Source organism: Sphingomonas sp. (assembly GCF_041661825.1).
In the GTDB taxonomy this organism is placed as follows: domain Bacteria; phylum Pseudomonadota; class Alphaproteobacteria; order Sphingomonadales; family Sphingomonadaceae; genus Sphingomonas.
This window is the reverse complement of sequence record NZ_JBAZTU010000006.1, coordinates 462,891-489,630: the sequence shown is the minus strand read 5'-3', so window position 1 is coordinate 489,630 and position 26,740 is coordinate 462,891. Positions and strand designations below refer to the sequence as shown.

General features: G+C 66.2%; 26 protein-coding genes and 1 pseudogene. 10 read left to right on the top strand and 17 right to left on the bottom strand.

The features are described 5' to 3' along the window. Positions 1-127 (top strand): annotated as a pseudogene (locus WC729_RS27450) (5-aminolevulinate synthase); the annotation flags it as partial. Between the two features lie 290 nt (positions 128-417). Here WC729_RS27450 and WC729_RS27445 read toward each other — a convergent pair. Further along, positions 418-2,430, bottom strand: a complete 2,013-nt coding sequence (locus WC729_RS27445; protein ID WP_372857818.1) for a peptide MFS transporter — start codon at positions 2,428-2,430, stop codon at positions 418-420. Positions 2,431-2,545: 115 nt separating this feature from the next. Between WC729_RS27445 and WC729_RS27440 the strand changes: the two genes are divergently transcribed. Continuing rightward, positions 2,546-3,121: a nitroreductase gene (locus WC729_RS27440; RefSeq protein ID WP_372857843.1), complete on the top strand. Its 576-nt coding sequence runs from the start codon at positions 2,546-2,548 to the stop codon at positions 3,119-3,121. A 37-nt stretch (positions 3,122-3,158) separates the two neighbouring features. Beyond that, the gene (locus WC729_RS27435) at positions 3,159-3,515 is read left to right on the top strand and encodes a GntR family transcriptional regulator (RefSeq protein WP_372857817.1); all 357 of its coding nucleotides are present in this window, start codon (positions 3,159-3,161) and stop codon (positions 3,513-3,515) included. Here the strand turns inward: WC729_RS27435 and WC729_RS27430 are convergent, their stop codons facing one another. Next, positions 3,516-3,902, bottom strand: coding sequence for a hypothetical protein (locus tag WC729_RS27430; RefSeq protein ID WP_372857816.1), 387 nt, complete (start codon positions 3,900-3,902; stop codon positions 3,516-3,518). It lies immediately after the preceding gene. Further along, positions 3,899-5,623 carry an acyl-CoA dehydrogenase gene (locus WC729_RS27425; RefSeq protein WP_372857815.1) on the bottom strand — a complete coding sequence of 575 codons (1,725 nt, stop codon included), beginning with the start codon at positions 5,621-5,623 and terminating at the stop codon, positions 3,899-3,901. The genes WC729_RS27430 and WC729_RS27425 overlap by 4 nt, the downstream gene beginning before the upstream one ends. Before the next feature lie 43 nt (positions 5,624-5,666). Between WC729_RS27425 and WC729_RS27420 the strand changes: the two genes are divergently transcribed. Then, entirely contained in the window at positions 5,667-6,662 is a 996-nt protein-coding gene (locus WC729_RS27420; protein ID WP_372857813.1) for an L-threonylcarbamoyladenylate synthase, read from the top strand. 66 nt (positions 6,663-6,728) lie between these two features. After that, a complete protein-coding gene (gene aqpZ / locus WC729_RS27415) occupies positions 6,729-7,463 on the top strand; it encodes an aquaporin Z (RefSeq protein ID WP_372857812.1) in 735 nt (244 codons plus the stop codon). 396 nt (positions 7,464-7,859) lie between these two features. Here the strand turns inward: aqpZ and WC729_RS27410 are convergent, their stop codons facing one another. The 5 genes from WC729_RS27410 to WC729_RS27390 all read right to left on the bottom strand — a co-directional run bounded on the left by WC729_RS27410 (position 7,860) and on the right by WC729_RS27390 (position 13,541). Then, positions 7,860-10,034 carry a TonB-dependent receptor gene (locus WC729_RS27410; protein ID WP_372857811.1) on the bottom strand — a complete coding sequence of 725 codons (2,175 nt, stop codon included), beginning with the start codon at positions 10,032-10,034 and terminating at the stop codon, positions 7,860-7,862. A 109-nt stretch (positions 10,035-10,143) separates the two neighbouring features. Continuing rightward, on the bottom strand, positions 10,144-10,905 hold the full coding sequence (locus WC729_RS27405) for a phosphatase PAP2 family protein (RefSeq protein WP_372857809.1): 762 nt from the start codon (positions 10,903-10,905) through the stop codon (positions 10,144-10,146). Positions 10,906-10,912: 7 nt separating this feature from the next. Next, complete coding sequence (locus WC729_RS27400; protein WP_372857808.1) at positions 10,913-11,500, bottom strand: TetR/AcrR family transcriptional regulator; 588 nt, start codon at positions 11,498-11,500, stop codon at positions 10,913-10,915. After that, the gene (locus WC729_RS27395; protein WP_372857806.1) at positions 11,500-13,149 is read right to left on the bottom strand and encodes a sulfatase-like hydrolase/transferase; all 1,650 of its coding nucleotides are present in this window, start codon (positions 13,147-13,149) and stop codon (positions 11,500-11,502) included. Before WC729_RS27395 ends, WC729_RS27400 begins: the two co-directional genes overlap by 1 nt. 11 nt (positions 13,150-13,160) lie before the next feature. After that, positions 13,161-13,541, bottom strand: coding sequence for a DUF4345 family protein (locus tag WC729_RS27390; protein WP_372857804.1), 381 nt, complete (start codon positions 13,539-13,541; stop codon positions 13,161-13,163). 140 nt (positions 13,542-13,681) lie between these two features. Between WC729_RS27390 and WC729_RS27385 the strand changes: the two genes are divergently transcribed. Both WC729_RS27385 and WC729_RS27380 read left to right on the top strand, forming a co-directional pair. Further along, positions 13,682-14,752, top strand: a complete 1,071-nt coding sequence (locus tag WC729_RS27385; RefSeq protein ID WP_372857802.1) for an MBL fold metallo-hydrolase — start codon at positions 13,682-13,684, stop codon at positions 14,750-14,752. Further along, on the top strand, positions 14,749-16,509 hold the full coding sequence (locus WC729_RS27380) for an arylsulfatase (protein ID WP_372857801.1): 1,761 nt from the start codon (positions 14,749-14,751) through the stop codon (positions 16,507-16,509). The genes WC729_RS27385 and WC729_RS27380 overlap by 4 nt, the downstream gene beginning before the upstream one ends. Before the next feature lie 31 nt (positions 16,510-16,540). On the opposite strand, the gene WC729_RS27375 is transcribed toward WC729_RS27380, so the two are convergent. The 7 genes from WC729_RS27375 to WC729_RS27345 all read right to left on the bottom strand — a co-directional run bounded on the left by WC729_RS27375 (position 16,541) and on the right by WC729_RS27345 (position 22,601). Beyond that, positions 16,541-17,191: a 2-hydroxychromene-2-carboxylate isomerase gene (locus tag WC729_RS27375; protein ID WP_372857800.1), complete on the bottom strand. Its 651-nt coding sequence runs from the start codon at positions 17,189-17,191 to the stop codon at positions 16,541-16,543. After that, entirely contained in the window at positions 17,188-17,601 is a 414-nt protein-coding gene (locus tag WC729_RS27370; RefSeq protein WP_372857799.1) for a DUF1330 domain-containing protein, read from the bottom strand. Before WC729_RS27370 ends, WC729_RS27375 begins: the two co-directional genes overlap by 4 nt. Continuing rightward, positions 17,598-18,518, bottom strand: coding sequence for a haloalkane dehalogenase (locus WC729_RS27365; RefSeq protein ID WP_372857798.1), 921 nt, complete (start codon positions 18,516-18,518; stop codon positions 17,598-17,600). Before WC729_RS27365 ends, WC729_RS27370 begins: the two co-directional genes overlap by 4 nt. A 57-nt stretch (positions 18,519-18,575) precedes the next feature. Then, complete coding sequence (locus WC729_RS27360) at positions 18,576-19,373, bottom strand: formylglycine-generating enzyme family protein (protein ID WP_372857841.1); 798 nt, start codon at positions 19,371-19,373, stop codon at positions 18,576-18,578. A 227-nt stretch (positions 19,374-19,600) separates the two neighbouring features. Further along, a complete protein-coding gene (locus tag WC729_RS27355; protein ID WP_372857797.1) occupies positions 19,601-20,857 on the bottom strand; it encodes an adenosylmethionine--8-amino-7-oxononanoate transaminase in 1,257 nt (418 codons plus the stop codon). Continuing rightward, complete coding sequence (gene bioD, locus WC729_RS27350; protein ID WP_372857796.1) at positions 20,854-21,480, bottom strand: dethiobiotin synthase; 627 nt, start codon at positions 21,478-21,480, stop codon at positions 20,854-20,856. The genes WC729_RS27355 and bioD overlap by 4 nt, the downstream gene beginning before the upstream one ends. Beyond that, entirely contained in the window at positions 21,477-22,601 is a 1,125-nt protein-coding gene (locus WC729_RS27345; RefSeq protein ID WP_372857795.1) for an 8-amino-7-oxononanoate synthase, read from the bottom strand. The genes bioD and WC729_RS27345 overlap by 4 nt, the downstream gene beginning before the upstream one ends. A gap of 85 nt (positions 22,602-22,686) precedes the next feature. Here WC729_RS27345 and WC729_RS27340 point away from each other — a divergent pair, with 85 nt between their 5' ends. Next, the gene (locus WC729_RS27340; RefSeq protein ID WP_372857794.1) at positions 22,687-23,346 is read left to right on the top strand and encodes an HAD-IA family hydrolase; all 660 of its coding nucleotides are present in this window, start codon (positions 22,687-22,689) and stop codon (positions 23,344-23,346) included. Positions 23,347-23,587: 241 nt separating this feature from the next. On the opposite strand, the gene WC729_RS27335 is transcribed toward WC729_RS27340, so the two are convergent. Next, positions 23,588-24,403, bottom strand: coding sequence for an alpha/beta hydrolase (locus tag WC729_RS27335; RefSeq protein WP_372857793.1), 816 nt, complete (start codon positions 24,401-24,403; stop codon positions 23,588-23,590). Between the two features lie 169 nt (positions 24,404-24,572). After that, complete coding sequence (locus WC729_RS27330; RefSeq protein ID WP_372857792.1) at positions 24,573-24,983, bottom strand: SMI1/KNR4 family protein; 411 nt, start codon at positions 24,981-24,983, stop codon at positions 24,573-24,575. A gap of 287 nt (positions 24,984-25,270) precedes the next feature. Between WC729_RS27330 and WC729_RS27325 the strand changes: the two genes are divergently transcribed. After that, a complete protein-coding gene (locus WC729_RS27325) occupies positions 25,271-25,981 on the top strand; it encodes a hypothetical protein (protein WP_372857791.1) in 711 nt (236 codons plus the stop codon). Positions 25,982-26,343: 362 nt separating this feature from the next. Then, positions 26,344-26,622, top strand: a complete 279-nt coding sequence (locus WC729_RS27320; protein ID WP_372857790.1) for a hypothetical protein — start codon at positions 26,344-26,346, stop codon at positions 26,620-26,622. The last annotated feature ends 118 nt before the right edge of the window (positions 26,623-26,740 follow it).

The window sequence follows — 26,740 nt, the reverse complement described above, 5'->3', positions numbered from 1 at the left end:
GGTGCCGCGCGGCACCGAGCGGCTGCGCTTCACCCCCGGCCCCGCGCATGACGAAGCGATGATGCGCGAGCTGACCGGCGCGCTGGTCGAAATCTGGAGCCGGCTGGACCTGCGCAAGGCCGCCTGAGCGTCCAACATTTCCGCTGATTCGCGGTTTCAATTTTTTTACCGCTGTTATGTTGGATTTCGGGCCCGGAATCCGGGCCTGTTTCCAATGACTTGAGCGGTGTTTTCCCTGTTATCGCATAACAGGGGAAAATCGCCGGCTTTCGGGCGAAAACCGCGCTGTTTTTACCGCTGTTCCGGCGGAAAAACCGTCCAACATTTTCATGATGTCAAAGAGCCGGACAGGGCGCGAGTGCGTCCCATCCGGCTTAGCGTGCGGCAATCGGGCGACGGGTTGAATCGAGACGGCCGTCACGTCACGCCGTGCATCCACTTCTTCAGCGGCCAGGAGAGCAGCAGCAGGAGCAGCCCGAGCCCGATCGCGATGTAGGAGATCGTCGTGAACACGCCGGTATAGATTTCCAGGCTGACCTTCAAATTGGTCACCTGCCCGCCGACCGTCTCGACGCTGGCGATCTGCGCCACGGCGCCGGCGACATATTGCGCGACCGAGATCGAGAGGAACCAGACGCCCATCATCATGCCGACGATGCGGGCGATCGACAATTTGGTGATCATCGACAGCCCGACCGGCGAGATGCAGAGCTCGGCGATCGAGTGGATCAGGTAAAGCCCGGCGAGCCACGCCATGCCGACCTTGAAATCACTGCCGACGAACTGCGTGCCCCAGACCAGGAACAGGAAGCCCGCGCCGACGCCCATCAGCGCGATCGCGAACTTGATCGGGATCGACGGCTCGAGCCCGCGCCGCGCCAGCGCATTCCACAACACGCTGAAGATCGGGGCGAAGATGACGATGAACAGCGCGTTGAAGATCTGCGTCTGCCCGGCCGGCATGACATAGACCGCTTCGCTGCCGAACCCGTAAAGCCGCGCGACATGCATGCCGATCAGGCCCGCCACCGCGACCACGGCGAAGCCGATCGCCAGGATGCGCCGCGTCTGCGCCTGCTCGCCCGAGGCGAAGAACCAGAAGCCGAGCCAGGCGATGCCGCCGATCACCACGGCGAAGAACAGATAATAGCTGATGGGGGTCGCCTGGAACATCGCGAACAGCGGCGCGGTCCAGCCGATCTCGAGCACGGTGTTGCGCGCCGCGAACAGGGTCAGCGAGGATCCGGCCTGCTCGAACAGGGTCCAGAACACCACGTTGAAGATGATCAGCACCATCGCCGCCATCATCATCTGGAACTCGGCCTTGCTCCCTTTGAAGAAGGACCAGATCAGGATCGCCGGCACGCCGAGCAGGAAGGTGCCGAACAGCGCCTTGCCCATGATCGGCAGGTTGAGGACATAACCGATCACGCCCGATCCTTCCGGCGGCGCGACATAGTTCATCAAGTTCCAGAACAGGAAGATGACCAAGGGCACGGTGACGAGCGCCCCGCCGTAAATCCACCAGTCCCTGTCCATCGGCGCATCGGCCGGGCGCTCGCCATAGCCGGTGAGCCGGCCGCCATCGAACTGGACGAGCAGCCAGGAGCAGGCCATGCCGACCGCGGCGAGCCCGAAGCCGGCCCACCAGCCGACGCCCTCGGCCAGGATCGGGCAGAAGAATTGCGAGATCAGCGAGCCGAGGTTGATGCCCATATAGAACATCGTGAAGCCGGCATCGCGGCGCCGGTCGCCATCGGCGTAGAGTTCGCCGACCATGGTCGAGATGTTCGGTTTGAAGAAGCCGTTGCCCACGGTGACGAGCGACAGGCCGAGGAGAAGGATCAGGACGAAGCCGGTCGAGCGCTCGCCGTCCGACTTGAAGCCGTTGGGGGCGATCGTGCGCACCACATGCCCGTCCGGGGCGAGCAGCGAGACGCTCTTGTCGTCATTGCCGCGGATCTGCAGCTTCTGCCCGTGATCGATCAGGAACTGCTTGCCGGTATCGCCCTTGCCCTCGATCACCACTTCGTAGCGCTGGCCATCGATCGTCGCGAAGGGCGTTGCGCCGCTGCCGCCGAAGCACAGGGTCAGATACCCGATCGACATCATGATCGCGCCGAACTTCACGGTGCGCTTGGAGCCGAGATACTGGTCCGCGATCAGGCCGCCGATCAGCGGGGTCAGATAGACCAGGGCGGTGAACCCGCCATAAAGGCCGTTCGAGGTCTGGTCGTTGAACAGGAAATGGTTGGTGAGATAGAGGGTGAGGATCGCCCGCATGCCGTAATAGCCGAAGCGTTCCCACATCTCGGTGGTGAACAAGCGCTTGAGTTGCGGGGGGTGCCCGAACCAGACGGCGTCGCTTGCCGGGTTGATATGGGTGATATCCGGCTCTTGCGGGCTGTCCGCGGTCGGGGTGTCCACCATTTTTTGTTCGCTCCCTCAATGACTTCCCGCCGTCGAGTGCGGCGGTGCTGATGGAGCGAACCTAGCGGCATCCGCCGGGGTGTAAATACGCCGCCCGAGCCCCTAGATGGCGGCCATGTTCAACGACACCAGCAGCCCGCTCGCGCTCCTAACCACCCGCCGTTCGGGCAAGCCCCGCGACCTCGTCGCGCCCGGTCCGGATCAGGCCCAGCTCGACCGGATCGTGGAGATCGCGGCGCGCACGCCCGATCACGGCAAGCTCGCGCCGTGGCGCTTCGTCGTGGTGCCGTCGGACCGCCGCGATGCGCTGAGCGATCTCATCACCAGCGCCTATCGCGCCGAACGCCCCCAGGCCTCGCGGCTCGAGATCGAGGCCATGGACCAGTTCGCGCGCCAGGCGCCGGCCCTCGTGGTGGTGCTCTCGGCGCCGAAGCCCGAAAGCCATATCCCGCTCTGGGAACAGGAGCTGTCCGCAGGGGCTGCCTGCATGAACCTGCTCCATGCCGTGCATGCCAATGGATTCGCCGGCGGATGGCTCACCGGATGGGCTGCCTATAATGATTCGGTGCGCGATGCCTTCGGCACCGCGCCCGAAAAAATCGCCGGATTCGTGTTCATTGGCACGCCGTCAAAGCCCCTGGAGGAGCGTCCGCGTCCGGAATCGGACAAAATCGTCCGATATTGGACATAGTGTTGGACTCAGGGGGTAATTGGTGTATTATTGCACCATGACAGCCCTGAACAGCGAAGACAGCCCCGTTTACATCAAGCTGCGCGGCACGATTTCCGCCGCGATCCTGCGTGGCGACTTCCGTGCGGGCGACCAGCTTCCCTCGGTTCGCGCGCTCGCGGCCGAGCACGGCGCCAACCCGCTGACGGTGGCCAAGGCCTATCAGAGCTTCCAGGACGACGGCTATGTCGAGGTCCGCCGCGGCGTCGGCATGTTCGTGTTGCCGGGTGCCGCTGAAAAGCTCCGCCTCGCCGAGCGCGAGCATTTTATCCGCGACAGCTGGCCGCGCATCCGCGCGCATATCACCTTGCTCGGCCTCGATACCGAGGAACTGCTGGAACGCGAAGAGGCCTGATCAGCCCATCCGCACGAGCCAGGATCGTCCCCCAGATCGTTCACTGTCCGGTTGCCAACCCTCCTCGGCCGGCCAGCTCAATGTCCCGCCATTCCATGACGTGCTGAGCCGCTCATCGGGTTCGAGGGGCGCCTCGCCCAGGGTTGCCGCGCAGGCGATCGCACTGGCCCGCGAGACCAGCTTCACCCGCAGCTCCTCTTCGCCCAGCATCGTCAGCCATGGCTCAGTGAAGGTTTGGCGAATCCGCATCCAGCCGCTGGTCTGGCGCACGACCTCGTCGTTGACGATCAGCCTTTCCTGAGTCCAGGTCGTCCAGCTGAACGCATTGTCGACCTTCACGACTGAATTGCCGATCCGGAACAGCCAGCGCTGGCCGTGGATCCTCACGCCGCGAAGGTCTCCGCCTCGATCGAATAGAGGATGTCCGCCTTCGCCATCGCCGCCGCCTTGAGTCCCATCGCTTCGGGCACGATCTGCTCGACATAGAAGCGCGCACTTGCGGTCTTCATCGCCAGGAACGCCGGATCGCCGCTCGCTTCCGCCGCGGCGCGGCCCTGCCGCTCCATCAGCCAGCCGCACACTGCGGTCGAGAGCATGGTGAGGAAGGGATAGCTCGCTGCCAGCCGGTCGTCGGCATCGCGGCCCAGCAGATCCCGCCCGATCGCGTCGCACGCATCGACCAGCGCGATCAGCCCTTCATCCCCGGCCTCGGCGCGCATGTCGGCGATCAGTCGCGCAAACACCCCGCCATTGTCCAGCCCCAGCTTGCGCCCGACCAGATCGGCCGCCTGGATGCCATTGGTGCCTTCATAGATCGGCGTGATCCGCGCATCGCGGAAGAACTGGGCTGCACCCGTCTCCTCGATATAGCCCATGCCGCCATGCACCTGGATACCGATCGAGCTGACCTCGCAGCCGATATCGGTGCCATGCGCCTTGGCGAGCGGGGTCAGCAGGTCGAGCCGGTCCTGCGCGCCCGCCTCGCCGATCGCGGTGCGGTCGACATGGCTTGCGGCAAAATAGACCAAAGCGCGCGCCGCCTGAGTCTGCGCCTTCATGCGCATCAGCATGCGACGGACATCGGGATGCTCGATGATCGCGACGCTCTCCTTGCTGGCGGACCCTGCTCGCGGCGACTGGATGCGTTCCTGCGCATAGGTCACCGCAGCCTGAGTCGCGCGCTCGGCGACCTGCGCGCCCTGCAGCCCCACGTTCAGCCGGGCATTGTTCATCATCGTGAACATCGCGCGGATGCCGCCATACTCGCCGCCGATCAGCTCGCCGACACAATCGTCATGGTCGCCGAAGCTCAGCACGCAGGTCGGCGAAGCATGCAGCCCCATCTTGTGCTCGATCGAGACGACGCGGACGTCGTTGAGCTCGCCCGGATTGCCCTCGGCATCGAGCCGGTATTTGGGCACGAGGAACAGCGAGATGCCCTTGGTCCCCGCCGGCGCACCGGGCGTGCGCGCGAGCACGAGGTGGACGATGTTGGGCGCCATGTCATGGTCGCCGAACGAGATGAAGATCTTGGTGCCCTTGATGCTCCAGGTCCCGTCGCCGCGCGGCTTGGCCTGCGTGCGCAGCGCACCGACGTCCGATCCCGCCTGGGGCTCGGTCAGATTCATCGTGCCGGTCCAGGCGCCGGTCGCGAGATGCGGGAGATAGAGCGCCTGCTGCTCGGGGCTGCCGTGATGGATCAGCGCCTCGATCGCGCCGACGGTCAGGGTCGGGGCGAGCGCGAGACCCATATTCGCCGCGCCGAGCGTGTCGAGCACGGCGGTCTGGATCGCAAAGGGCAGTCCCTGGCCGCCATAAGCCTCGGGCACGCCGATCGTGCCCCAGCCGCCCTCGACATAGTCGCGATACGCCTTGCCGAAACCCTCCGGCATGACCACGCCGTCGGGCGTCCATTTCGCGCCGACCGTGTCGCCGTCGCGCAGCAGCGGCGCCCATTCGCCCGCCGCGAAATCGCCGATCCCCTCGAGCACGGCCTCGACCACATCCTCGGTCGCGGCAGCGAAGCGTTCGGAATCGGCGAGCGCGGCGATGCCGACGACATGGTCGAGCACGAAGCGCTGATCGGCGGTGGGGGCGGTGAAACTCATGATATTTCTCTTCCTGCGGTCGCCCGCGCTATAGCCCCGCGCGATGAGCCCGCCAAACCCGCCCACGTCCACGCGCACCTTACCCTACGGCGAGGCCGCGATCGCCGAGGCCGCCGCTCTGATCGCGGCAGGCCAGCCGGTCGCGATCCCGACCGAGACGGTCTATGGCCTTGCCGCCGACGCGACCGATTCGCGCGCGGTCGCGGGCATCTATGCCGCCAAGGGCCGGCCGAGCTTCAACCCGCTGATCGTCCATGTGCTCGACCGCGCGGCGGCGGAGCAGATCGCGGTTTTCGATGCGGTGGCGAACGCGCTGGCCGATGCTTTCTGGCCCGGGCCGCTGACCCTGGTGCTGCCGCTTCGGCCTGACGCCGGCATTGCGTCGCTGGTGACGGCAGGGCTCGATACCATCGCGATCCGGGTCCCGGCGCACCGCGCGATGCGGTGGCTGCTGCGGGCGACGGGCAAGCCGCTCGCCGCGCCGTCCGCCAATGCCAGCGGCTCGATCAGCCCCACGCGGGCGGCGCATGTACTGGCAAGCCTGGGCGGGCGCATACCGTTGATTGTCGATGACGGGGCTACCGAAGCGGGATTGGAGTCGACGATCGTGATGACGGGCAACGGCGCGCAGGTGCTGCGCCCCGGCCCGATCACGGCGGAGCATCTCCTCAATTTCTTCCCCGGCGAAGGCCGGGGCCCAGTTACGATGACCTCCGATACTGGACCCCGGCCTTCGCCGGGGAAGCAAGTAGTGACGGCACCCGGCCAGCTCGACAGCCACTACGCTCCCAGCAAACCTCTGCGCATCAATGCCAGTTCACCCGCCTCCGACGAATGGTCGATCGGATTCGGTTCCATCTCCGGCGACGACAGCCTCTCCGAAACCGGCGACCTGACCGAGGCGGCCGCCACGCTGTTTTCGGCCCTGCACCGGGCCGATGCCTCGGCGAAGCCGCGCATCGCGGTCGCGCCGGTCCCCGACACCGGGCTCGGCGTCGCGATCAACGATCGCCTGCGCCGCGCCGCGCACCGGGACTGACGTCTTTACGGCGCCGCAACGGCCGCTAACCTCCCGGGCGTACGACTCGTACAGGAGAGGAAGACCATGGTGACGAACACGCAGCGGGGGCTCGCGGAGTTTCTCGGTACCTTCTGGCTCGTCTTTGGCGGCTGCGGCAGCGCCGTGCTGGCGGCGGGCTTTCCGGACGTCGGCATCGGCTTTGTCGGCGTTTCGCTTGCCTTCGGCCTGACCGTTCTGACCATGGCCTATTCGATCGGCCATATTTCGGGCTGCCACCTCAACCCGGCGGTCACGTTCGGCCTGTGGGCGGGCGGGCGATTCTCGGGCAAGGACATCCCGCTCTACGTCATCGCCCAGGTGCTGGGCGCGACGGTTGCCGCCTATGTGCTGTATTTCATCGCCAGCGGCGCGCCGGGCTTCACGCTCCCGGCCAACGGCCTCGCGGTGAACGGGCTGGATGCCTTGTCGCCCGGTCATTACTCGCTCGCGGCAGGCCTGACGATCGAGGTCGTCCTGACCTTCTTCTTCCTGCTGGTGATCATGGGCTCGACCGACACCCGCGCGCCGGCCGGCTTCGCGCCGATCGCGATCGGCCTGGCGCTGACCCTGATCCACCTGATCAGCATCCCGGTCACCAATACCTCGGTGAACCCGGCGCGCAGCACCGGTCCGGCGCTGGTGGTCGGCGGGCTCGCGCTGCAACAACTCTGGTGGTTCTGGCTCGCGCCGATCGTAGGGGGCGTGCTCGGCGGGCTCGCCTACAAGACGCTCGGCGCGGACGCCGCGAAGAAACCGCCGATCGAAGGCGAAGCGCTCTGATCCCTTCCCCTCCCTGCAAGGGAGGGGCTAGGGGTGGGTCAGCCTTGATCGGGGCTCGATGCCCCGATCAAGGCTATCGTTTAGGGCGCCGGGTCTTTCAGGGCGCGCAGACGCGCGCGCCCACCCCTTCCCCTTCAGGGCAGGGCTATCGCATACGCACACGCCACACCGGTTTCGGATTTGGTGACGAGAAAAGAGAGGATTCGCGCGGAGGCGCGGAGGCGCAGAGAAGTCGCCTCTGCGATCCGTGTTTCGTTCAAACACGCCTCATCGGTTTCGCGCTCCGCGCCTTCGCGCCTCCGCGCGAATCCTGATTTCTGCCTCTCTCCCTCCCTTTTCGCTGAAGCATATGCGATTGCCCTGGTGTCAGGGAGGGGAGTCAGGCGGTCTCCACCGCTAGAGGCTGAACCGCAGGGTCGCGCGGATATCGCGGCCCGCGAGCGGCGCGAAGTCCTTGAGGAAGCTGGCCGATCGCCGCGCATCGACATCGAACAGGTTGTTCGCGCTGATCGTCAGCATGGTCTTGTTGCCGGCGCCGAATGGCTTGATGCCGATCGAGGCATTGACCATCGTATAGCCGTTAGTCGGCGTCTCGAACGCGGCGATCCGGTTCTGGTCGAACACATGCTCGACTTCGAGGCGGCCGTTGAGCGAATCGCCCTGCGCTTCGATCCCGCCCAGCACGCGCGCCGGCGGGATACGCGGCAGCGGGCCCTGGTCGACGATCGAGGCATGGACATAGTCGCCCAGCGCATCGACGTTGATCTTGTAGCTGCCGACCTGCGCGAGCAGCACCGACGCCTCGGCCTCGACGCCATAATAGGTCGCGTCGGTCTGCACTGACTGGAAGCAGGGGAACTCGACGGTGCGCCCGCTCGGCGCGGCCGCTGCCTCGCACACCGATTGCGCGACCTGGATCTCGGCGATGTAGTTGGTGAAGCGGTTGTAATAAGCCGACGCGTCGAAGCTGAAGCCATTGCCATGCGCGTGCAGCGTGCCTTCCAGTCCCCAGCTCTTCTCCAGCGTGAAGTCGGGATTGCCCAGCTCATAGGCCTGGGTGCCGGCATGCGCGCCATTGGCGAACAGTTCCTCGGCGGACGGTGCGCGCTCGGTGCGCGACAGGTTCAGGCCGATCCGCACGGCGTCGCTGACCCCGTAGGAAGCGCCGATCGATCCCGACAGCGCCTCGAAATGCCGCTGCCCGGCAAAGAAGCGCTCATCGCCCAGCGGCGTGCGCGCCGCGACGTCGGTCAGCTCGTAGCGCAGGCCGCCCTCGGCCTTGAACGCGCCCATGTCGAGTTGCTGCAGGGTGAAGAAACCGGTCTGGTTGGTCTCGTTCTTGGGCAGGAAAGCTTCGTCGCCGACCACGTCGAACACGCGGTTGAAATATTGCACGCCCGATGCGCCCAGCCACGCGCCCTTCTTGGCCTGGACCAGTTCGAGCCGCGCCTCGGTGCCGTTGTTGTAGAAGGCGGTGCCGATCGCGCCGTCGGGCTCAAGCTCGAAATGGCGATAGGTCGCGTGCCCTGCGCGGATGCGGATCTTGTCGAGGAAGCCGCCACCGGTGCTCACTTCACCGCGCAGGTCGAACCGGTTCTGCACGATGTCGAGCCGCGGCGCCTCCTGGCCCTGGTCGGGCAAGGTCGCGTAGCGGATCGGCACGCCGTACAGGCTGTCATAATGGCTGTAGGAGATGCCGAGGCTGCCGGTGTCGGTGATGATCGAGGCGCCGACGCCCGCGGTCCAGGTCTCCGCCGCCGAATTGGGCAAGGTCCCGCGGATCGCGGCATTGGCGGCATAGTCGATCGGGTCTTCGCCCGGCACGGGCGGGGCGGCCGGGAGCTTGCTGGTGGCGATCGCTTCCTGCCGGCGCTGTTCGGTCAGCGCATAGCCGCCGATATGGAGGTCGTCGCTCTTCGACCAGGAACCGTCGGCATGCAGCACGAGGTGTTCGCCGATCGCCACGTCGCCGGCCAGGCCGCCCGAGCGTTCGTTCGCGGCCGAGCCGTAGGTGGCGATCCCGTCGAGCCGATAGCCCTTGGCCGGTACTGCGCGCGGGATCCGCGTGTCGATCACATTGACCACGCCGCCGACCGCGGACGAGCCGAACAGCAGCGCGGAAGGGCCGCGCAGCACCTCGATACGTTCGGCCAGCAGCGGATCGATGATCACCGCATGGTCGACCGAGGTGTTGGAGACGTCGATCGATCCGATACCGTCGGTCAGCACGCGGACGCGTTCGCCCTGAAAGCCGCGCAGGATCGGACGCGACGCGCTCGGGCCGAACGAGGTGGCGGAAACGCCGGGCTGCTTTGCCAGCGTCTCGCCGATCGTCGGCTTCAGGTCGCGGGTCAGTTCCTCGCCGCTCACCACGGAGGTGCCCGACAGCACGTCGGTTTCGCTCTGGCGGAAGGGGGCGGTGACGATGACGTCATGTCCCTGGTCGGCCGATGCGGCGGCGCTGTCGGTGACGGGGGCCGAAGGCGCGTCCTGCGCAAAAGCCGGCCCAGCGATCATCAGGGCGGATCCGGCGAGCAGGGCGATCTTCAGCGGCATGGCATACTCCAACATGGCGTTGTGCAGCGCAGTATATACGATGTTATAAAGTATCAATACGGTTTGTCGTCGCCAGCGCACGTTTCGCCGATGAACCGGGCGTTACAGCGGTATGAAAGCGACGTTACGCCGCGCGGCCGATCGAGACACCCGCGCGCCTGAGTCGCGCCCAGGCGCCAAGGGCCCACCACGCCAAAGCCCAGAGCGTGCCGAAGCTCCATCCGGCGATCACGTCGCTTGGCCAATGGACGCCGAGATAGACCCGGCTGACGCCGATCGCGGAGACCAGCAATGCGGCCACGATCAGGATATAGAGGCGCGCGCGCCGCTCTTCGACGATCTGGACGATCAGCGACGCGATGGTGAGGTAGATGATCGCGCTGTTCGCGGCATGGCCGCTGGGGAAGCTCGCCGAGGTGACCTGGACGAGATGGTCGGTCAGCGCCGGCCGCGCGCGGCCGATCAGTGCCTTGGCGACGCCGACGGCGATCGACCCGCTGATCGTCCCGCCCAGCACCAGCCAGAAGGTCAGCCAGTGGCGCTGCACCGCGAGGAAGCCGGCGATGATCGTCACGATCAGCACCAGCGCGGTCTCGCCGCCGAGCGCGGTGACGTCGATCATCGCCTGTTTCAGCCAGAACGGGCCGATCGGCGTGCCATGCATCGTGCCGCCGCGCATCGCGAGCAGGATGCTGCTGTCGACATCGAACTGCCAGCCACGGTCGATCAGGGTACCGATCAGGCCCAGGATCAGGACCGCCAGGGCCACCGCGCCGGCACCGATCAGCAGCCAGGGCGGATGACGGATGTCGTCGGGGATGTACCCGTCCGTATCGACGCTTTCCGCGTGAAGGGGGTCGTCGGGCAGAGAGGTGTCTGGCGTCACCCGCCCATCACTGGCGGGGTTCGGCCAGCCGATCAACCTGCGCGCGCACGACTGCCTCGGCTTTCCTGGCCGAAAGCTTCTGATCCATGCGCAGCCGCTGCCACGTCTCGAAGCTCAGCAGCAGGTCGATCGCCTCGAAGGTGAGGGCGTCGCCGGCGATCTCTTCCGGCAGGATCGATTTCAGCTTGGCCCGCATGAAGGCGAGCGTGCGGGCATGTTCGGCCTGGATCGTCGCGGATTCGTGCCGGTGCGCATCGGCGGCGCGCTTGAACGGCATCAGCTTCTCATAGGTGGACAGGCGCCGCTCGGTCGTCTCCGACAGCTGCCCGCGCCACTCGTTCGATGTATAGGGGACGAGCCACATCTCGTAATTGCGCGCCAGCCGCGCGGTCATCGCGGCGTAGAGGCTCTCCATGTCCTTGAAATGTCGGAAGACGCTGCGCAGGCCGACTGACGCGCGGCCGGCCACCTGTTCGGCGCTCGGGGTGATCTGCCCCTCGGCGACGAGCGCCAGCATCGCCTCCACGATCTTGTCGCGGCTCGATTCCGATCGTCTTCTGCGCCCGTCCGCGGAACGCCCCTCGTCTTCACCCATCAATTCGCCCAGTAGATATAGGTCTCGCCCGGTTTGGGCCGGGTGCCCAGCGGCCGATCGATCGCGATCGGCGACCGGATCAGCGACGGCCAGGCCGGCTTGACGCTTTCCCTATCATGTTTTGCAAGCAGTGCCTGCAATCGTGCGACGAGCGCGGGTTGTCGTGCGGCGACGTCGTGCTGCTCGGTCGGGTCAGTGCGCAGATCGTACAGCAATGCCTTGCGCGGCAGGTCGAGCATCTGCAGCTTCCAGTCGCCGTCGCGCACCACGCGGTAGGCGCCGTCGCGCCAGAACAGGGTCTGGTGCGGATTGCCTGCCTGCTTGCCCTCGACGAACGGCAACAGGTCCACACCGTCGACCGCCCGGTCGCCCGGCATGGGGATGCCGGCGGCTTTGCCCGCTGTCGCGAAGATATCGAAATGGCTGACGGGTCCGGCGATGCGCGTGCCGGGCTTGATCTGCGCCGGCCAGCGCATGAAGAACGGCACCTTCATCCCGCCTTCGAAGAAGGTCGCTTTCCAGCCGCGATAGGGCCGGTTGATGTCGGGCAGGCCGATATAATGCGCGCCGCCATTGTCGCTGGTGAAGATCACGAGCGTATTCTGGTCGAGCCCCTGCGCCTTCAGCTCGGCCGTCACCCGGCCGACGCCGCGATCGAGCGCCCGGATCATCGCCGCATAGACGCGGGTACGATGGTCGGCGATCTGCGGCAGCGCGTCGTAATCCGCCTTCAGCGCCTGCAGCGGTGTGTGCGGCGCGTTATAGGCGAGATAGAGGAAGAAGGGTCGGTTGCGGTTCGCCCGGATCGTGTCGACGGCCTGGTCGGTCAAATAATCGGTCATGTAGCGGTTCGGCCGGAACGGCGCGCTGCCGTTATACTGGACGCTGAACGGCAGGTTCGCCCAGATATATTGGTCGATCGGGTCGAAATCCTGCTTGGCATTGACTGCGTTCGGGTCGTTCTCCGGCAGGAACATCTGCGCGCCGATGATGAAGCCGAGGCTCTCGTCGAACCCCTGATTCTCGGGCCGCATGCCCCTGGCGCCGCCGAGATGCCATTTGCCGAGATGCAGCGTGTGATAGCCCTTGCCGCGCATCAATTCGGCGATGGTCAGCTCCGATCCGGGCACGCCCTTGTCGTCGGCTGGCGGATCGTTCCGTGCCGCGTTCTCGTCGAAGATCGTGCGGTGCTCCCAGCTTGTCGGGAAGCCGGCAATAGTGCGCGCGAAGCGGGTGTCGGTCGGGGTGAACTCGAAGCCGAACCGGGTCGGATAGCGTCCGGTCATCAGCGCGGCGCGCGACGGCGCGCAGGTCGCGTTGCCGGCATAGCCATCGGCGAAGCTGACCCCGTCCCGCCCCAGCGCATCGATATTGGGCGTCTTGAGCAGGCCGCCCGCCACCCCGCCACCGTTGAAGCTGATATCGTTATAGCCGAGATCGTCCGCGACGATCAGGATCACATTGGGTGGGCGCTTGCCCGCGGGCACCTGCGGTCTGGCCGGGCCCTTCTCCCAGGCGACTGGGTGGTTGGGATAGACATGCGGCGACATCCATCCGGCGAGGTGGAGCAGCACATAATCCCTGGCGAGATAACCGCCGACCAGCAGCAGCGCGACCGTCCCGAGCAGGATCTTCAGCCAGGTCTTCATGGATCGACCCCTCAGCGCGGCGTGGAGAGGATGCGGCGCCCCGCCAGCAGGATCGCGATCATTGCCGCCTCGGCGATCATCGGCTCATGCGCGGTCGACGATGCCCCATCCATAGCGAGGCCGACGCAGCGCCCGAGCAGCGCGATGGCAAGCAGCAGCAACGGCACGGTCAGCGGCTCGGCGCGCCCGCGCCATGCGCCGTACAGCGCGAAGACGCCGCCCGTCACGAAAAAGGCAGTGAAGTCGGCACGCATCGTCGCCAGACCCTGGATGCCGGCGGGCAGCAGGAAGAATTTGGCGCCGAGGCGCGAAGGATCGGCCAGAAAGGCAAGGCCGATGGCCAGGTTGAACAACCCGACCAGCGCGATCGCGGCGCGAATCGTCGTCCGCATGACGGCCTCTCCCCCTGTTTCGCCGCACCGTATCAGCCGCGTCGGTCTTTGCAACGTTTCGGCATTGATAATGCCATTATCCGGGCGCATCGTTGGGCAAAGGGAGAGAGATGTCGATGCGCCGACCTTGGAAATGGGTAGTGGCAGGCGTGGCCCTGCTGGCCATCGCGCTCGTTTGCGTGAAGCTGTTCCAGCGCCAGATCGGCACGGCATTGCTTGAGCGCGCGGTCGAGCAGCGTGTCGGCCGCGATGCCACCGCCGGCCTTCCCGACGGGCTCCATGTCGCGTTGTGCGGCACCGGCTCGCCCCTGCCCGATCCTACCCGGGCCGGGCCCTGCACATTGGTGATCGCGGGCAAGCGCATCTTCCTGGTCGATGCAGGCGAAGGCGGGGGGAAGAACATCGTCCAGATGGGCATCCCGCCCGGCCGGATCGAGGCGCTGTTCCTCACCCATTTCCATTCCGACCATATCGACGGACTGGCCCAGATCCTGTTGCTGCGCTGGTCGGGCAGTTCCTGGCAGACGCCCTTGCCGGTCCATGGTCCGGCCGGCGTCGAGGGCGTGCTGGCCGGACTCCGCACGGCTTATACGCTCGATACCGGATACCGTATCGCGCACCACGGTCCGAAGATCCTGCCGCCCTCGGGCGCGGGGGGAACGGCCCTGCCCTTTGCGCTGCCGCCGCCCGGCCAGGGCGACAGCGTGGTGCTGGTCGATGACGGCGGGGTGAAGATCACCGCCTTTCGGGTCGATCACCGGCCGGTCGATCCGGCGGTCGGCTATCGTTTCGACTATAAGGGACGCTCGGTCGTGCTGAGCGGCGACACCGCACCGTCCCCTACGCTGGTCGCCGCCGCGAAGGGCGCCGATGTGCTGGTGCATGAAGCGTTGCAGCCGAAGCTCGTTGCGGTGCTGACCAAGGGGCTCGAGGCGCGGGGTCAGGCCAATATGGCGCAAGTCACCCGCGACATCATCGATTATCACTCTACACCCGAACAGGCGGCGCAGGCCGCGAAGGCGGCCGGGGTACGCTATCTGATGCTCAACCATATCGTCCCGCCCATGCCGATCCGCTTCGCCTACCCCGCCTTTCTCGGCGATGCCGGTCGCTATTATGACGGCCCGATCACGGTCGGCGAGGACGGCATGATGCTCAGCCTGCCCGCCGGCAGCCATGAGGTGACCCTGAAACGGCTGCTCGACCGGTGAAGCGCGCTTTCCTGCTCGCGGCGGTCGCGCTCGCGTCCGGCGCCTCGGCGGCGGAGCAGAAGCGCCCCAATATCGTTATCCTGCTCGCCGACGATTGGGGCTTCAGCGACGTCGGCAGCTTCGGCAGCGAGATCCGCACGCCCAATATCGATGCGCTGGCAAAGGCCGGCGTGCGTTTCTCCAACTTCCACGTCGCCGGCACCTGCTCGCCGACGCGCGCCATGCTCCAGACCGGGGTCAGCAACCACCGCGCCGGCCTCGGCAACATGCCCGAGACGATCCCGCCCGAGCATGTCGGCAAGCCCGGCTATGACACCGTGCTCAACAATCGCGTGGTGACCCTGGCCAGTCTGTTCCGCGATGGCGGCTATCGCACCTATCTCACCGGCAAATGGCATCTCGGCCGCACGCCGGACAAGCTGCCCACCGCGCGCGGATACGATCACGCCTTTTCGCTGGGCGACGCCGGCGCCGACAATTTCGAGCAGCGCCCGATCGAGGGCCTCTACGAGACCGCCGACTGGACCGAAGACGGCAAGCCGGCGACCCTTCCGAAGGACTATTATTCCTCGCGCTTCGTGGTCGACAAGATGATCGACTATATCGATCGCGGGCGATCCGGCGGGCAACCCTTTTTCGCCTCGATCAACTTCCTCGCCAACCATATCCCGGTGCAGGCGCCCGACGCCTATATCGCGGGCTATCGCGCTGCCTATCGGGGCGGCTGGACCGCGATCCGCACCGCGCGGCGCGACAAGGCGGCGGCGCTCGGCATCATCCCCGCCGACACGCCGATGGTAACCATGGCGAGCACTCGCGACTGGAACGCGCTCCCGCCCGAGGAACGCGCGGCGCAGGCCCGCGCCATGGCGGCCTATGGCGGCATGGCCGAGGCGGCGGATGCCGAAATCGGCCGGCTGATCGCGCATCTCAAGGCGACCGGCGACTATGCGAACACCGTCTTCGTCTTCCTGTCGGACAATGGCGCCGAGCCGACCGATCCGATGGCGACCTTCCTGAGCGCGCTGAACAGCCGCGTGCATTACGATCTCGCGCCGGACTCCCAGGGCAGGCGCGGCTCCCTCACCGCGATCGGCCCCGGCTGGGCGAGCGCCGCGGTCGCTCCTTTGCGCGGCTATAAATTCTCCGCGACCGAAGGGGGCCTGCGCGTGCCGCTGATCATGGCCTGGCCGGGCAATCCGGCGATGAAGGCCGGCACGATCGCCGGCCGCTTCGCTTATGTCACGGATATCGCGCCGACGCTGCTCGCCCTCGCCCGGGTTCCCGGTCATGGCGGCAGCTATCGCGGCAGGCCGGTCGAGCCGATGACCGGGGCCAATCTCTGGCCGATGCTGAGCGGTGCGACCGACAGCGTCCATCCGGCCGATCAGGCGATCGGCTATGAGCTGTCGGGCAATGCGGCGGTGTTCCGCGGCGATTACAAGCTGGTCAAGAACCTGCCGCCGACCGGCACCGGCGAGTGGCATCTCTACGACATCGCCCGCGATCCCGGCGAGACACGCGACCTGGCGGGGACGATGCCGACGTTGTTCAAGGCGCTCCAGGCCGATTACGCGACCTTCGCCAAGCGCGACCAGGTGCTGCCGATGCCCGCCGGCTATACCGCCGAGGCGCAGATCAACCGCAACGGCTTCAACAAGAGCGTTCGGCCGAAATTGCTCAACGCGCTGGCGGTGCTGCTGGCGCTGGGCGCGCTGGTGATGGGCGCGGTGTGGTGGCGGAGGAGGCGGGCGTGATCCTCCCCGGCACGGGGAGGGTCGGGAGGATTCAGCGCTTCTCTAGGCCCCGTTGCTCCATCCGCCATTTGAGCTGATCGAACCGGTCCTGCCCGAAGAACGGTTCTCCCTCGAACACCATCAGCGGCACGCCGTAATGCCCGCCCGCACGCTGCGCGTCCTGATTGGCCTCGACCACCGCGATATGATGCTCCGGGTCGGCCGCGATCGCCGCATCCATCTCCGCCAGGTCGAGTCCGGCCCGTTCCGCTGCCCGTGCGAGATGGTCGCCGAGGTGCCAGTCCGTCACCGCCCCGCTCCAGATCAGCCGGCTGACCGCGTCGAGAAAGGCCAGGCCGCGCCCGCGCTCCGCCGCCGCCACGCCGAGATGAGTCAGCCGGTGGATATAAGGCTGCTCCTTCGGATACGTCCGCGTCGCCACGTCCATCCTGACCGGATCGGGCGACGCCCAGCGGAACGGCAGCCCGACGAACTCGGCACTCCGCCCGATGTCGCGCAGGAAATAGGTCACCCAAAGCGGATCGTTGTTGGCGAAGAAATCCGGCTGCCGCACCGCGATCGGATAGACCGGACGGACCACCGCCATGACGTCATGGTCCCGTTCGAGCGCGACCAGCCGCGGCGTCACCAGATAGGAATAGGGCGACCGGAACGACCAATAAAGGTCGTAGGACAGCGTCATCCGCCCAGCGCCTTGGTGCGGATGTTGAGCTGCCCGGCGAGGCCGGCGATGCGGTGCTTCTCGATCGCCTGATATTCCGGGGAAGACACCATCGCCATCATCGCCGCGCGCGAGGGATATTCGGCAAGCGCCACCATGTCCCACAGCTCGTCCGTCTCGCCGAGCATCAGCTCGGTGACGTCTCCCGCATAGACCGACCGTGCGCCGACCGAGGCCAGGCACGCCTGCACCGCGGCGCCATAGCGGCGATAGGCATCGCGCCCGCTCAGTTCGGGCTCGGCGCCGTCGGGATAGTCGGCGCGCTCCTTGAACTTCAGCAGGTTGATCATCACGAACGGCCCGTCCTCGACCCCACCGAAAAAGGCGGCCGCTTGTTCGGCACCGGGAAACACGGCGTTGACGACGTTCACGCCGCGATCTCGGCGAGCCGCTGCCGCGCGAAGGAATCGATCAGCGCGCACAGCGCCTCGGGCTTGTCTTCCTGCAGGAAATGCCCGGCATCCTTGACGATCACGTGCAGCTGGTCGCGCGCACCGGGTATCCGGTCGATGAAGGCCTTCTCCCCGCCGCGCGTCACCGCGTCATTGTCGGCAAAGGCCGTCAGCACCGGCCGGTCGAACTTTTCGAGCACGGCCCAGGCGGCACGGTTCTCGGCGACCGAAGGATGGTCGGGCGTGACCGGCACCAGCGTCGGGAATTGCCGCGCGCCCTCCTTGTAGCTTTCGTCGGGGAAAGGCGCGTCATAAGCGGCGATCTCGGCCTGGCTCAGCTCGCGCGTGGTGCCGCCATTGACGATGGAGCCGACCGGGAAACTCGGCACATTCTGGCTGAAGGCGAGCCAGGCATCGAACCCTGCGGAGGAGCCGGTGCCAACCGGCAGGCCGGTGTTGGCGACCACCAGCCGGGCGAAGCGATCGGGAAAGGCAGCGACCAGCCTCAACCCGATCAGCCCGCCCCAATCCTGGCAGAACAACGTCACCTCGCTCAGGTCGAGCGCCGTCAGCCAGGCGCTCATCCAGGCGACATGGCGCTCATAGCTGTAGTCGCTGCGTTCGGCCGGCTTGTCCGACTTGCCGAAGCCGATCAGGTCGGGCGCGATCACCCGGTACCCGCGCGCGATCAACCCGGGCACGAATTTGCGATAGAGATAGGACCAGCTCGGCTCGCCATGCATCAGCAGCACGACCGGCGCATCGGGATGGCCCTCGTCGAGATAATGGACGCGCAGATCGGTGCCGTCGGCATCGGTCACGGTGATATAATGCGGCGCGAACGGATAGTCGGCCAGCGCCGCGAACCGTTCCTCCGGAGTCCTCAGCACCCGCATTTTCGACTCTCCTGCTCGATATATTGGCAGTTTGAGTGTCATATTATGAAGATCGGGTCAATGACGCGGCGGCACTGACCGGTCGGCGACCAGGCGCACCCCGATATGGTCGGTCCCCAGCCCGCGCTCCTGGAACTGGCGCGCGGCCGGGCGGTAGCGCGCACAATAATTGCCGGCGCAGAGATAGGATCCGCCCTTGATGACATGCATGTCGCCCTGCGGCCCGGGGTCGCTGGTCCATTCCCAGACATTGCCGATCATGTCGTACAGGCCGAAGGCGTTGGGCTTGAAGCATCCGACCGGCGCCCGGCCCTTGTATCCGTCGAGCGCCAGGTCGCGCTCGGGGAACACGCCCTGATAATAATTCGCCTGGGGGCGGCCCTCGCCATCGACCGGTTCGGGCAGCGCCTTTTGCCCGGCGCGCGCGGCATATTCCCATTCGGCCTCGGTCGGCAGGCGCTTGCCCGCCCAGCGCGCATAGGCCTCGGCATCCTCGAACGCGATCTGCACGACCGGCTCCCGGTCGCGCCCCGCGATCGACTCGACCGGGCCCGAGGGATGCCGCCACTGCGCCCCGACCGACCAGCGCCACCAGCGCGGATCATCCTGGCTCGGCACGCTGAACACGGCGGACCCCGGCACCAGCATCTCGGGCGGCGCGCCGGGTAATTTTGGCGGATCGCGCTCGGCCATGGTCCTGTAGCCGGTGGCCTTCACGAAGGCGGCGAACTCGGCATTGGTCAGCTCATGCGCATCGATCCAGAAGGGCCTGACCGACACGGTGCGTGGCGGCCCCTCCTCGCGATAAAGCGGGTCGTCGCCCATGGTGAAGCTGCCGCCGGGGATGGCGACCATCGGCGCCCGGGACAGATCGGTGCAGACCGATGCGGGTTTTTTCGATGTGCAGGCGGTAGCCAGCAATGCTAATCCCGCGAAGACCAACCCCGGTCGACTACATTTCACCTTCCCCGGCGAAGGCCGGGGTCCAGTTGGGGTCGCGCTGAAATGGCCGCTTCGCCCGTTCCCTTCTACCTCCCAACTGGGCCCCGGCCTCCGCCGGGGAAGAAGAAAAAAGCGCCCCATCACACCGCCCCAAGCTCGCACGCCTCGCCGATCGCGGCATAGATCAGGTCCAGGTCCCCGTCGTCGATGCAATAAGGCGGCATGACATAAACGGTGTTGCCGAGCGGCCGGAGCAGCAGATCCCTGTCCCGGAAAAACGCAAGCAGACGCGGGCCCATCGACGACAGATAATCGCCCTTTCCGTCGACGATCTCGATTGCAGTGATCGTGCCGATCTGCCGCGCATTGAGCACCGCCGGCAACGCCGCGATCTCCGCCAGCCGCGCCTGCTGGCGCTTCGCCAGATCGCCGATCCGCTCCAGCACCGGCTCCTCGCGCCAGATGGCGAGATTGGCATTGGCCGCGGCGCACGCGATCGGGTTCGCGGTGTAGCTCGACGAATGGAAAAACATCGTCGCCCGGTCCTGCGACCAATGCGCCTGGTAGATCGCCTCGCTCGCCAGGGTCACGGCGAGCGGCACCGCGCCGCCAGTCAGTCCCTTCGACAGGCACAGGATATCGGGCACGATCCCGGCCTGTTCGCATGCCAGCAATGTCCCGGTACGCCCCCAGCCGGTCATCACTTCGTCGGCGATGAACAACACGCCGTGGCGCGCGCAGATCGCGCGCATCTCCGCCAGAACCTGGGCGGGATAGATCAGCATGCCGCCCGCCCCGAGGATCAGCGGCTCGACGATCAGCGCGGCCGGCCTGGCGTGGCAGGCGGCTTCCAGCTCATCGAGCGTATCCTGCTCGCGCCCGGCGGCGGGAAAGGGCAGGGTGCCGACATCGAACAGCAACGGCGCATAGGCCCGGTTGAACACCCCACGCGCGCCGACCGACATCGCGCCGATCGTGTCGCCATGATAGCTGTGCTGCATCACCAGCACGCGGTGCCGCGGCTCGCCGCGATTCGCCCAGAACCCCAGCGCCATCTTCAGCGCGACCTCGACGCTGGTCGATCCTGAATCGGAGAAGAACACCCGGCTCAGCGCGGCGGGCATCATCTCGATCAGGCAACGCGCGAGCGTCTCAGCCGGCTCATGCGTCCAGCCGGCAAAGATGATCTGGTCGAGCTTGCCCGCCTGTTCGGCGATCGCCGCCATGATGCGCGGGTTGCGGTGGCCGTGCGTGGTCACCCACCACGAAGAAATGGCATCGACGATCCGCCGGCCGTCTTCGGTGTAAAGCGCCGCACCTTCGGCATGGGTGACGAGCGGGATCGGCTCGCCCAGCCCATGCTGCGTAAAGGGATGCCAGATCGGCGATCCCTTCACCGGAAATCCGCCACATCGAAATGCGCGGCGAAGGCGGCGGCCAGCGTGTCCGCATCGAGCGGCGCCAGATGCGGCAGCCGGCCGAGCCGCTTCACCCCGCCGATCCGGGCGATGGTCGCTTCGCTATGCTCGACCGCATCGCCGGTGAACGCCACCCCAAGGATCGGCACGCCCCGCGCCCGCAAGGCTTCGATCGACAACAGGCTGTGGTTGATCGTGCCGAGCGCCGTCCGCGCGACCAGCACCACCGGCAGCGCCCAGCGCGCGAACAGATCGGCAAAGACCAGCTTGCCCGCCACCGGCACCAGCACCCCGCCCGCCCCTTCGATCACCAGCGGCCCGTCGAGCGTCGGCGGCACCAGCCGCGCGGGGTCGATCGTCACCCCGTCGATCTCCGCCGCGCGATCGGGCGAGCAGGGCGTGGTCAGCCGATAGGCCTCGGCCAGGATATGCTCCGGTGCCAGCCCACTCAGCCGGGCGACGGTCGCGGCATCGCCGCCTTCCTCCAGCCCGGCCTGGACCGGTTTCCAATAGGACGCGCCCAGCGCCCCGGCTAGGCTGGCGGCGAACACCGTCTTGCCGACATCGGTGTCGGTCCCGGTGACGACGATCCGGGCCGTCATTCGATCGCCCCCGCAATCGCGTCGGCCAGCGCATCCACATCAGCCATCGTCAGGTTGAGCGTCAGCGAGATGCGCAGCCGCGACGTGCCCGGCGGCACCGTCGGCGGCCTGATGCCGCGCACGTCGAACCCCGCCGTCTGCACTGCGGCGGCGATCCGCATCGTGCGCGCATCGTCGCCCAGGATCAGCGGCAGGATCTGCGATCCCGTCGGCGCGACGCTGCAGCGGGCGAGCGCCTTTTCAGCCGCGCCGACCAGGGCCCACAAGGCAGCGCGCCGTTCCGGCTCATCGGCCAGGATGCGCAGGCTCTCGCGTACCGCACTCGCCATCAGCGGCGACGGCGCCGTCGAGAAGACGAAGCCGCGCCCGCGATTGACCAGAAAATCGCGCACCACCTTGGGACCGCAAACCAGCGCCCCTTCGCATCCCATCGCCTTGCCGCAGGTATGGAGCGTGATGACATTCTCGCGCCCATGGAGCGCTGCGGCGAGGCCGCGCCCCTGCTCGCCGAACACGCCGGTGGCATGCGCTTCGTCGATCAGCAGCATCGCATCGTGCCGTTCGGCCACTGCCGCCAGTGCCTCGATCGGCGCGCGGTCGCCGTCCATGCTGTACAGGCTCTCCACCGCGATCCAAGGTCGCCCGGTGCCGCCCGCCCGCCGCCACGCGGCAATGGCGGTCTCGAACGCCTCGGGGTCGTTGTGCGTCGCGGAGACGGCATCCGCGCGGCTCAACCTCATGCCCTCATGCGCGCTGGCATGGATCAGCGCGTCATGGACGATCAGGTCGCCCCGCTGCGGCAGGGTCGCGAACAAGGTGGCGTTGCCGGTGTAACCGCTCGAAAAGAACAGCGCCGCATCGCTCCCGAAGAACACCGCCGCTTCCGCCTCCAGCGCTTCATGCTCCTCATGATTGCCGCGCAGCAGCCGCGATCCGCCCGATCCGACCGGCACGCCGCGCTCGACGGCCTGCGCCACCGCCCGAGCCAGCCGCGGCGACGAGGCAAGCGCCAGATAATCGTTGGAGGAAACATCCACCCCGCGCCGAGGCACCAGCGTGCGCAACCGGTCCTGCGCGGCAAGCTGGGCTAGATCGTCTCCAAGGGCCTTGAGCACCAACATCGGCCGCGCTCTAGCGGTATCGCGGGGCGATGACGATAGCCGCGCGGCTTGCGCGCCGTGCATGCCGGGGGCAGGAGCGCGCACGATGACTCAGCCGTTCCCCGATCGCCGCTTCGCTGCCTTCCTGTTCGACATGGACGGCACGATCCTCACCTCGATCGTCGCGGCAGAACGAGTCTGGGCCGGCTGGGCACGCCGCCACGGCCTTGATGTCGAGGCGTTCCTGCCGACCATCCACGGCGTGCGCAGCGTCGAGACGGTGCGTCGCCTCGGCTTGCCCGGCGTCGACCCGGAGGCCGAGGCCGCCGAGATCACCCGCCTCGAGATCGAGGATGTCGCTGGCGTCGAGGCGATCGCCGGCGCCGCGGCTTTCCTCGCCGCACTGCCGGCGGATCGCTGGGCGATCGTCACCTCCGCCCCGCGCGCGCTGGCGACGCGGCGGCTCGAAGCGGCCGGCCTGCCCGTGCCGCCGGTGATGATCACGTCGGAAGATGTCGAACGCGGCAAGCCCGCGCCCGATTGCTTCCTGCTCGCCGCGACGCGCCTCGGCGTTCCGGCCGATCAATGCCTGGTGTTCGAGGATACCCCCGCCGGCATCGCCGCCGCCGAAGCCGCTGGGGCGGCGGTGATGGTGATCACCGTCACTCATGCCCATCCGCTGGAGACGGCGCATCCCGGGGTGCTGGATTATGCTGCGCTGAGCGCGCGCATCGGCCCGGAGGGATCGCTGGAGATCACCGGCTAGCCTCGAGCGAACCTGGTTTAACAGAAACCGCCCCTTCCGGTTCGGCCATGTCCATCCTTGCTCCCCGGCGAAGGCCGGGGCCCAGTTGGGAAACAGAAGAAAACAGGCGATGCGCGTCGTCGCAAGCGTCCCCCGACTGGGCCCCGGCCTTCGCCGGGGAACGGGGTACGATCGCGGAGGAAATCAACCAACCCAAAAAAGCCCGGGCGGTCGGGGGCGGACCACCCGGGCGAGCGCGGGGTCAGGCCGCCAGCGCTTCGGAGATCGGTACCACCTTGGGCGAGCGCGCATTCAGCAGCGCCCAGTCGAGCGCATAATCGGCCACTTCTTCCCAGCCCGCATCGATCCCGGTCCAGTGCGACCGGCCCTCGAAAATGCGCAGCTCGGTCTTCGACGGCGCCAGGCTCTGCTTGCGATAGATCGCCCGGGTCATGCTCGCATCGGCGATCAGGTCGACCGACCCGCCGATCAGCAGCAACGGCGCGCGTTCCGGATTGTCCCAGCGGATTCTGCCGGCACGCAGGAAGATGCCGTCCCAATAGACCTTGCCCGGCGTCGGCACGATATAGCGGTCGTACAGCGCGTCGGCCTTGTCCTTCGGCGCGGTCTGGGCGAAGCGCGTCTTGAAGAACTTCCGCGACATCACCTTGGCCTTGCGCCAGCTGAACAGGTCGCCGAGCACCGGCAATGCCGACCAGATTGCCTGCGGCCCGAGCGGCACGCCGGGGGTCGGCGCCGGATCGATCGCCACGCCCACCGCGCCCAGCCCGCGATCGAGCAGATGCTGAACGATCACCCCGCCAAAGCTATGGCCGATCAGGATCGGCTCTTCGGCGAGCCCACGGATCAGGGCGTCATAATGGTCGATGATCTGCAGCTGCCCCAGATGCTTCAACTCCTCGCGCGGGCTGTCGCGCAGCTCGGCCGGCGAGCGGTCGTCATAGGGCCAGTCAGGCGTCAGCACGGTGTACCCTCGTGCTTCGTACCGCGCCTTGAAACCTTCCCACGCCCGCGAATTGAGCCAGGCGCCGTGGATGAGCATGATGGTCTTCGACATGTCCGATCTCCCGTTTCGATGCGGACGGCCGCGGCGGCGTCGTCCCTGTCCGAAAGATGCCGGGTCGGGGGCGCGGGCGACATTCTACGCGGGTGTGGCGGGATACGACCTTGGTATTAGGATCGGCGACCCATCAATGGGTATGGTCGCTAACGCCAAGTTGCGGACGTTAGGCCGCCTCTGCCTCTAGCCCGATCAGGTCGTAAAATATGTCGAAGTCAGGTGCGATAACTTCAGCGCTGTTGCCGCCCGCGACCATGTCGATGGTGACGACACGCCATGGCGCTCCGCCGCGTGTGTCGAAGGCGATATACTCTCCGCCGCCATTACTGCCGATTATCAGGAAACCATCTAAGTCATCTTGACCGTGGTTTCCGCAGCGGATTGTTTCTGCGACCACCGTCGCTGGGTCTAACTGAAAGTGGAAGGGGTTGACTGCCAAGGGACCCTCGCCGCCGTCGCCGAAGGTGAGAAGATCGAGATACCGGGAGGGCAAACTAGCTGGCGCGGACTCCTGTAGCTTCGCCAGTTCCTCTGACGATGCCCCGTCCTTCGCACGCCAATCGCGCCCTTCGAGCATAGGAGGTTTCCTCGTTGATCGCCAGCGGCTGCTGCGCAGCAGCCACGGCCATGACAGCAACTCGCTGTCCCTAATTGTCGTGTCTAACCTCAGGGGTGCACTCCACTCCAGCGCTGTCACCGTAATTAAAGCCAATAGGCCGGTTTCGGGACAGAAAGCGGCCGGATCGGAACCGCCCCACGTTCGGCCGCCCGCCGTCACCGCAAGCGATGCCGCAAACGGCCCGTCTGCCACCACCATTGCGGACATTGGTATCGATTGATACGCCCATCGGAACGGGAGGGCGTATGGGGTTAAATATAGTTGTCGGCTATCTAGCAGAGCAACTGGAGTATGATGAGGAAGGCGCGTCTTGGCATCGAGAGGTGCTCGGTGATCTGAATTTGGTTCTAACGGAGGCGGGCGAGCCACCGCATCACGAACCAGAGGAAATCCCGGGAGGGAGCCAAAGCTGGGAATCCTATGGATATTCCGGCCTGCATCACGTCCGCAGGCTAGCGGCGTGGTTGGCTATCAACCGACGCCTGCCACACCCATGTTCTTATGAAAAAGCTACAGACGATGCTGTGCTTGCAAGATTTTACCGTCTGCACGATGCACATCTGCGCGGTGGGAGAGAAAATGGCGTACTAAATTTCCTTAAACGCAGAAATCCACCTTTCTCTCATTTGATACTACACTCAGACGCCGAAGGTTTTTACCTTCCTCGCGCGGTTCCCGACGTGATTTTTGATCGGCATTCGCCTCAGCGTGACGGTATCGGAGGCATGGTTGGATCAGCAAAGGAGCTTCTGACAGAGTGCCGTGAACTTGCGCACGCACTTTCAATTCCCTCGGGCATCGATCCAGAGGGTGAGGAAATCTACAAAAACGTGGAGGCTCCTCCCACCGATGGCGAACCGTGGCAACGACTTTCAATCGAGACGTTTGTCATTACCCGCTTAATTGCAGCTTGCGAAAAGTCGCTGGAGACGGGAGCCGCGATAGTCTTTTCCTGATGTCTAACTGGTTCCGGCCCTGCTATGTCCGAAACGTCAGGCTAGGCGCATCGCCTCGCAACAGCAGCTTCCGCGAGTGTGTCACCCTAAAGCTGCCGACAGCAGCCCACCACTTTCGGCCATTCGCGTTTTATGAGTCCATGACTCAGGCCCTCGCGGTGACGGGTCGGCGAAACAGATAATCCGCCGGCGACGCCATCCGCCGCGACAACTGCACCGCCGGGCTCGGCGACAGGATCCGCCGGACGGCCGCACCGCGCTCTTGCGCGCCGTTCGCTGGCATTCGCACATGCCGAGAAAGCCATCACTGCTCTGGACTAGGTGTCCCAGCCACCCATATTTCACAGGGAAAGGGGACGACGATGGTCAGCACATCCAACGATGGCATCATGTCCGAGTACCTCATCAAATACGCTTTGGTGAAATCAGGCGAGCGCGAACGTCCTACGGAACTGCTTGAAACGCTCTACATATCCGAGCGCTTTCAAGCGGGAGACGATCTGAAGTCCGTTCGCGAGCGTTACGATCACGCCCTATGGAATGGTGTTCCGGCATCGGAAATAGAGCGCCGCCTGGCTGCGTTGGACGATTTCATGAAGGACCTTGCCCGCAATCGTGCCGCGATGTGGGGCCTCACCTGATTGGCCGAGGCGCGGGCGGATCGTGTCGAACAGGGCATAGAGGGCTACCTTGTACGTCGGCGGCGTCGTCCTGTCCGAAAGATACTGGGTCGTGCGCGGGGTGGTATTTCGCGCGGGT

Bases quoted from the DNA above. Each gene is read 5' to 3' on its own strand.
- WC729_RS27445 (WP_372857818.1), bottom strand. From the start codon at position 2,430: ATGGTGGACACCCCGACCGCGGACAGCCCGCAAGAGCCGGATATCACC.
- WC729_RS27440 (WP_372857843.1), top strand. From the start codon at position 2,546: ATGTTCAACGACACCAGCAGCCCGCTCGCGCTCCTAACCACCCGCCGT.
- WC729_RS27435 (WP_372857817.1), top strand. From the start codon at position 3,159: ATGACAGCCCTGAACAGCGAAGACAGCCCCGTTTACATCAAGCTGCGC.
- WC729_RS27425 (WP_372857815.1), bottom strand. From the start codon at position 5,623: ATGAGTTTCACCGCCCCCACCGCCGATCAGCGCTTCGTGCTCGACCAT.
- WC729_RS27420 (WP_372857813.1), top strand. From the start codon at position 5,667: ATGAGCCCGCCAAACCCGCCCACGTCCACGCGCACCTTACCCTACGGC.
- aqpZ (WP_372857812.1), top strand. From the start codon at position 6,729: ATGGTGACGAACACGCAGCGGGGGCTCGCGGAGTTTCTCGGTACCTTC.
- WC729_RS27410 (WP_372857811.1), bottom strand. From the start codon at position 10,034: ATGTTGGAGTATGCCATGCCGCTGAAGATCGCCCTGCTCGCCGGATCC.
- WC729_RS27400 (WP_372857808.1), bottom strand. From the start codon at position 11,500: ATGGGTGAAGACGAGGGGCGTTCCGCGGACGGGCGCAGAAGACGATCG.
- WC729_RS27395 (WP_372857806.1), bottom strand. From the start codon at position 13,149: ATGAAGACCTGGCTGAAGATCCTGCTCGGGACGGTCGCGCTGCTGCTG.
- WC729_RS27390 (WP_372857804.1), bottom strand. From the start codon at position 13,541: ATGCGGACGACGATTCGCGCCGCGATCGCGCTGGTCGGGTTGTTCAAC.
- WC729_RS27375 (WP_372857800.1), bottom strand. From the start codon at position 17,191: ATGACGCTGTCCTACGACCTTTATTGGTCGTTCCGGTCGCCCTATTCC.
- WC729_RS27365 (WP_372857798.1), bottom strand. From the start codon at position 18,518: ATGCGGGTGCTGAGGACTCCGGAGGAACGGTTCGCGGCGCTGGCCGAC.
- WC729_RS27360 (WP_372857841.1), bottom strand. From the start codon at position 19,373: ATGGTCGCCATCCCCGGCGGCAGCTTCACCATGGGCGACGACCCGCTT.
- bioD (WP_372857796.1), bottom strand. From the start codon at position 21,480: ATGACGGCCCGGATCGTCGTCACCGGGACCGACACCGATGTCGGCAAG.
- WC729_RS27345 (WP_372857795.1), bottom strand. From the start codon at position 22,601: ATGTTGGTGCTCAAGGCCCTTGGAGACGATCTAGCCCAGCTTGCCGCG.
- WC729_RS27340 (WP_372857794.1), top strand. From the start codon at position 22,687: ATGACTCAGCCGTTCCCCGATCGCCGCTTCGCTGCCTTCCTGTTCGAC.
- WC729_RS27335 (WP_372857793.1), bottom strand. From the start codon at position 24,403: ATGTCGAAGACCATCATGCTCATCCACGGCGCCTGGCTCAATTCGCGG.
- WC729_RS27330 (WP_372857792.1), bottom strand. From the start codon at position 24,983: ATGCTCGAAGGGCGCGATTGGCGTGCGAAGGACGGGGCATCGTCAGAG.
- WC729_RS27325 (WP_372857791.1), top strand. From the start codon at position 25,271: ATGGGGTTAAATATAGTTGTCGGCTATCTAGCAGAGCAACTGGAGTAT.
- WC729_RS27320 (WP_372857790.1), top strand. From the start codon at position 26,344: ATGGTCAGCACATCCAACGATGGCATCATGTCCGAGTACCTCATCAAA.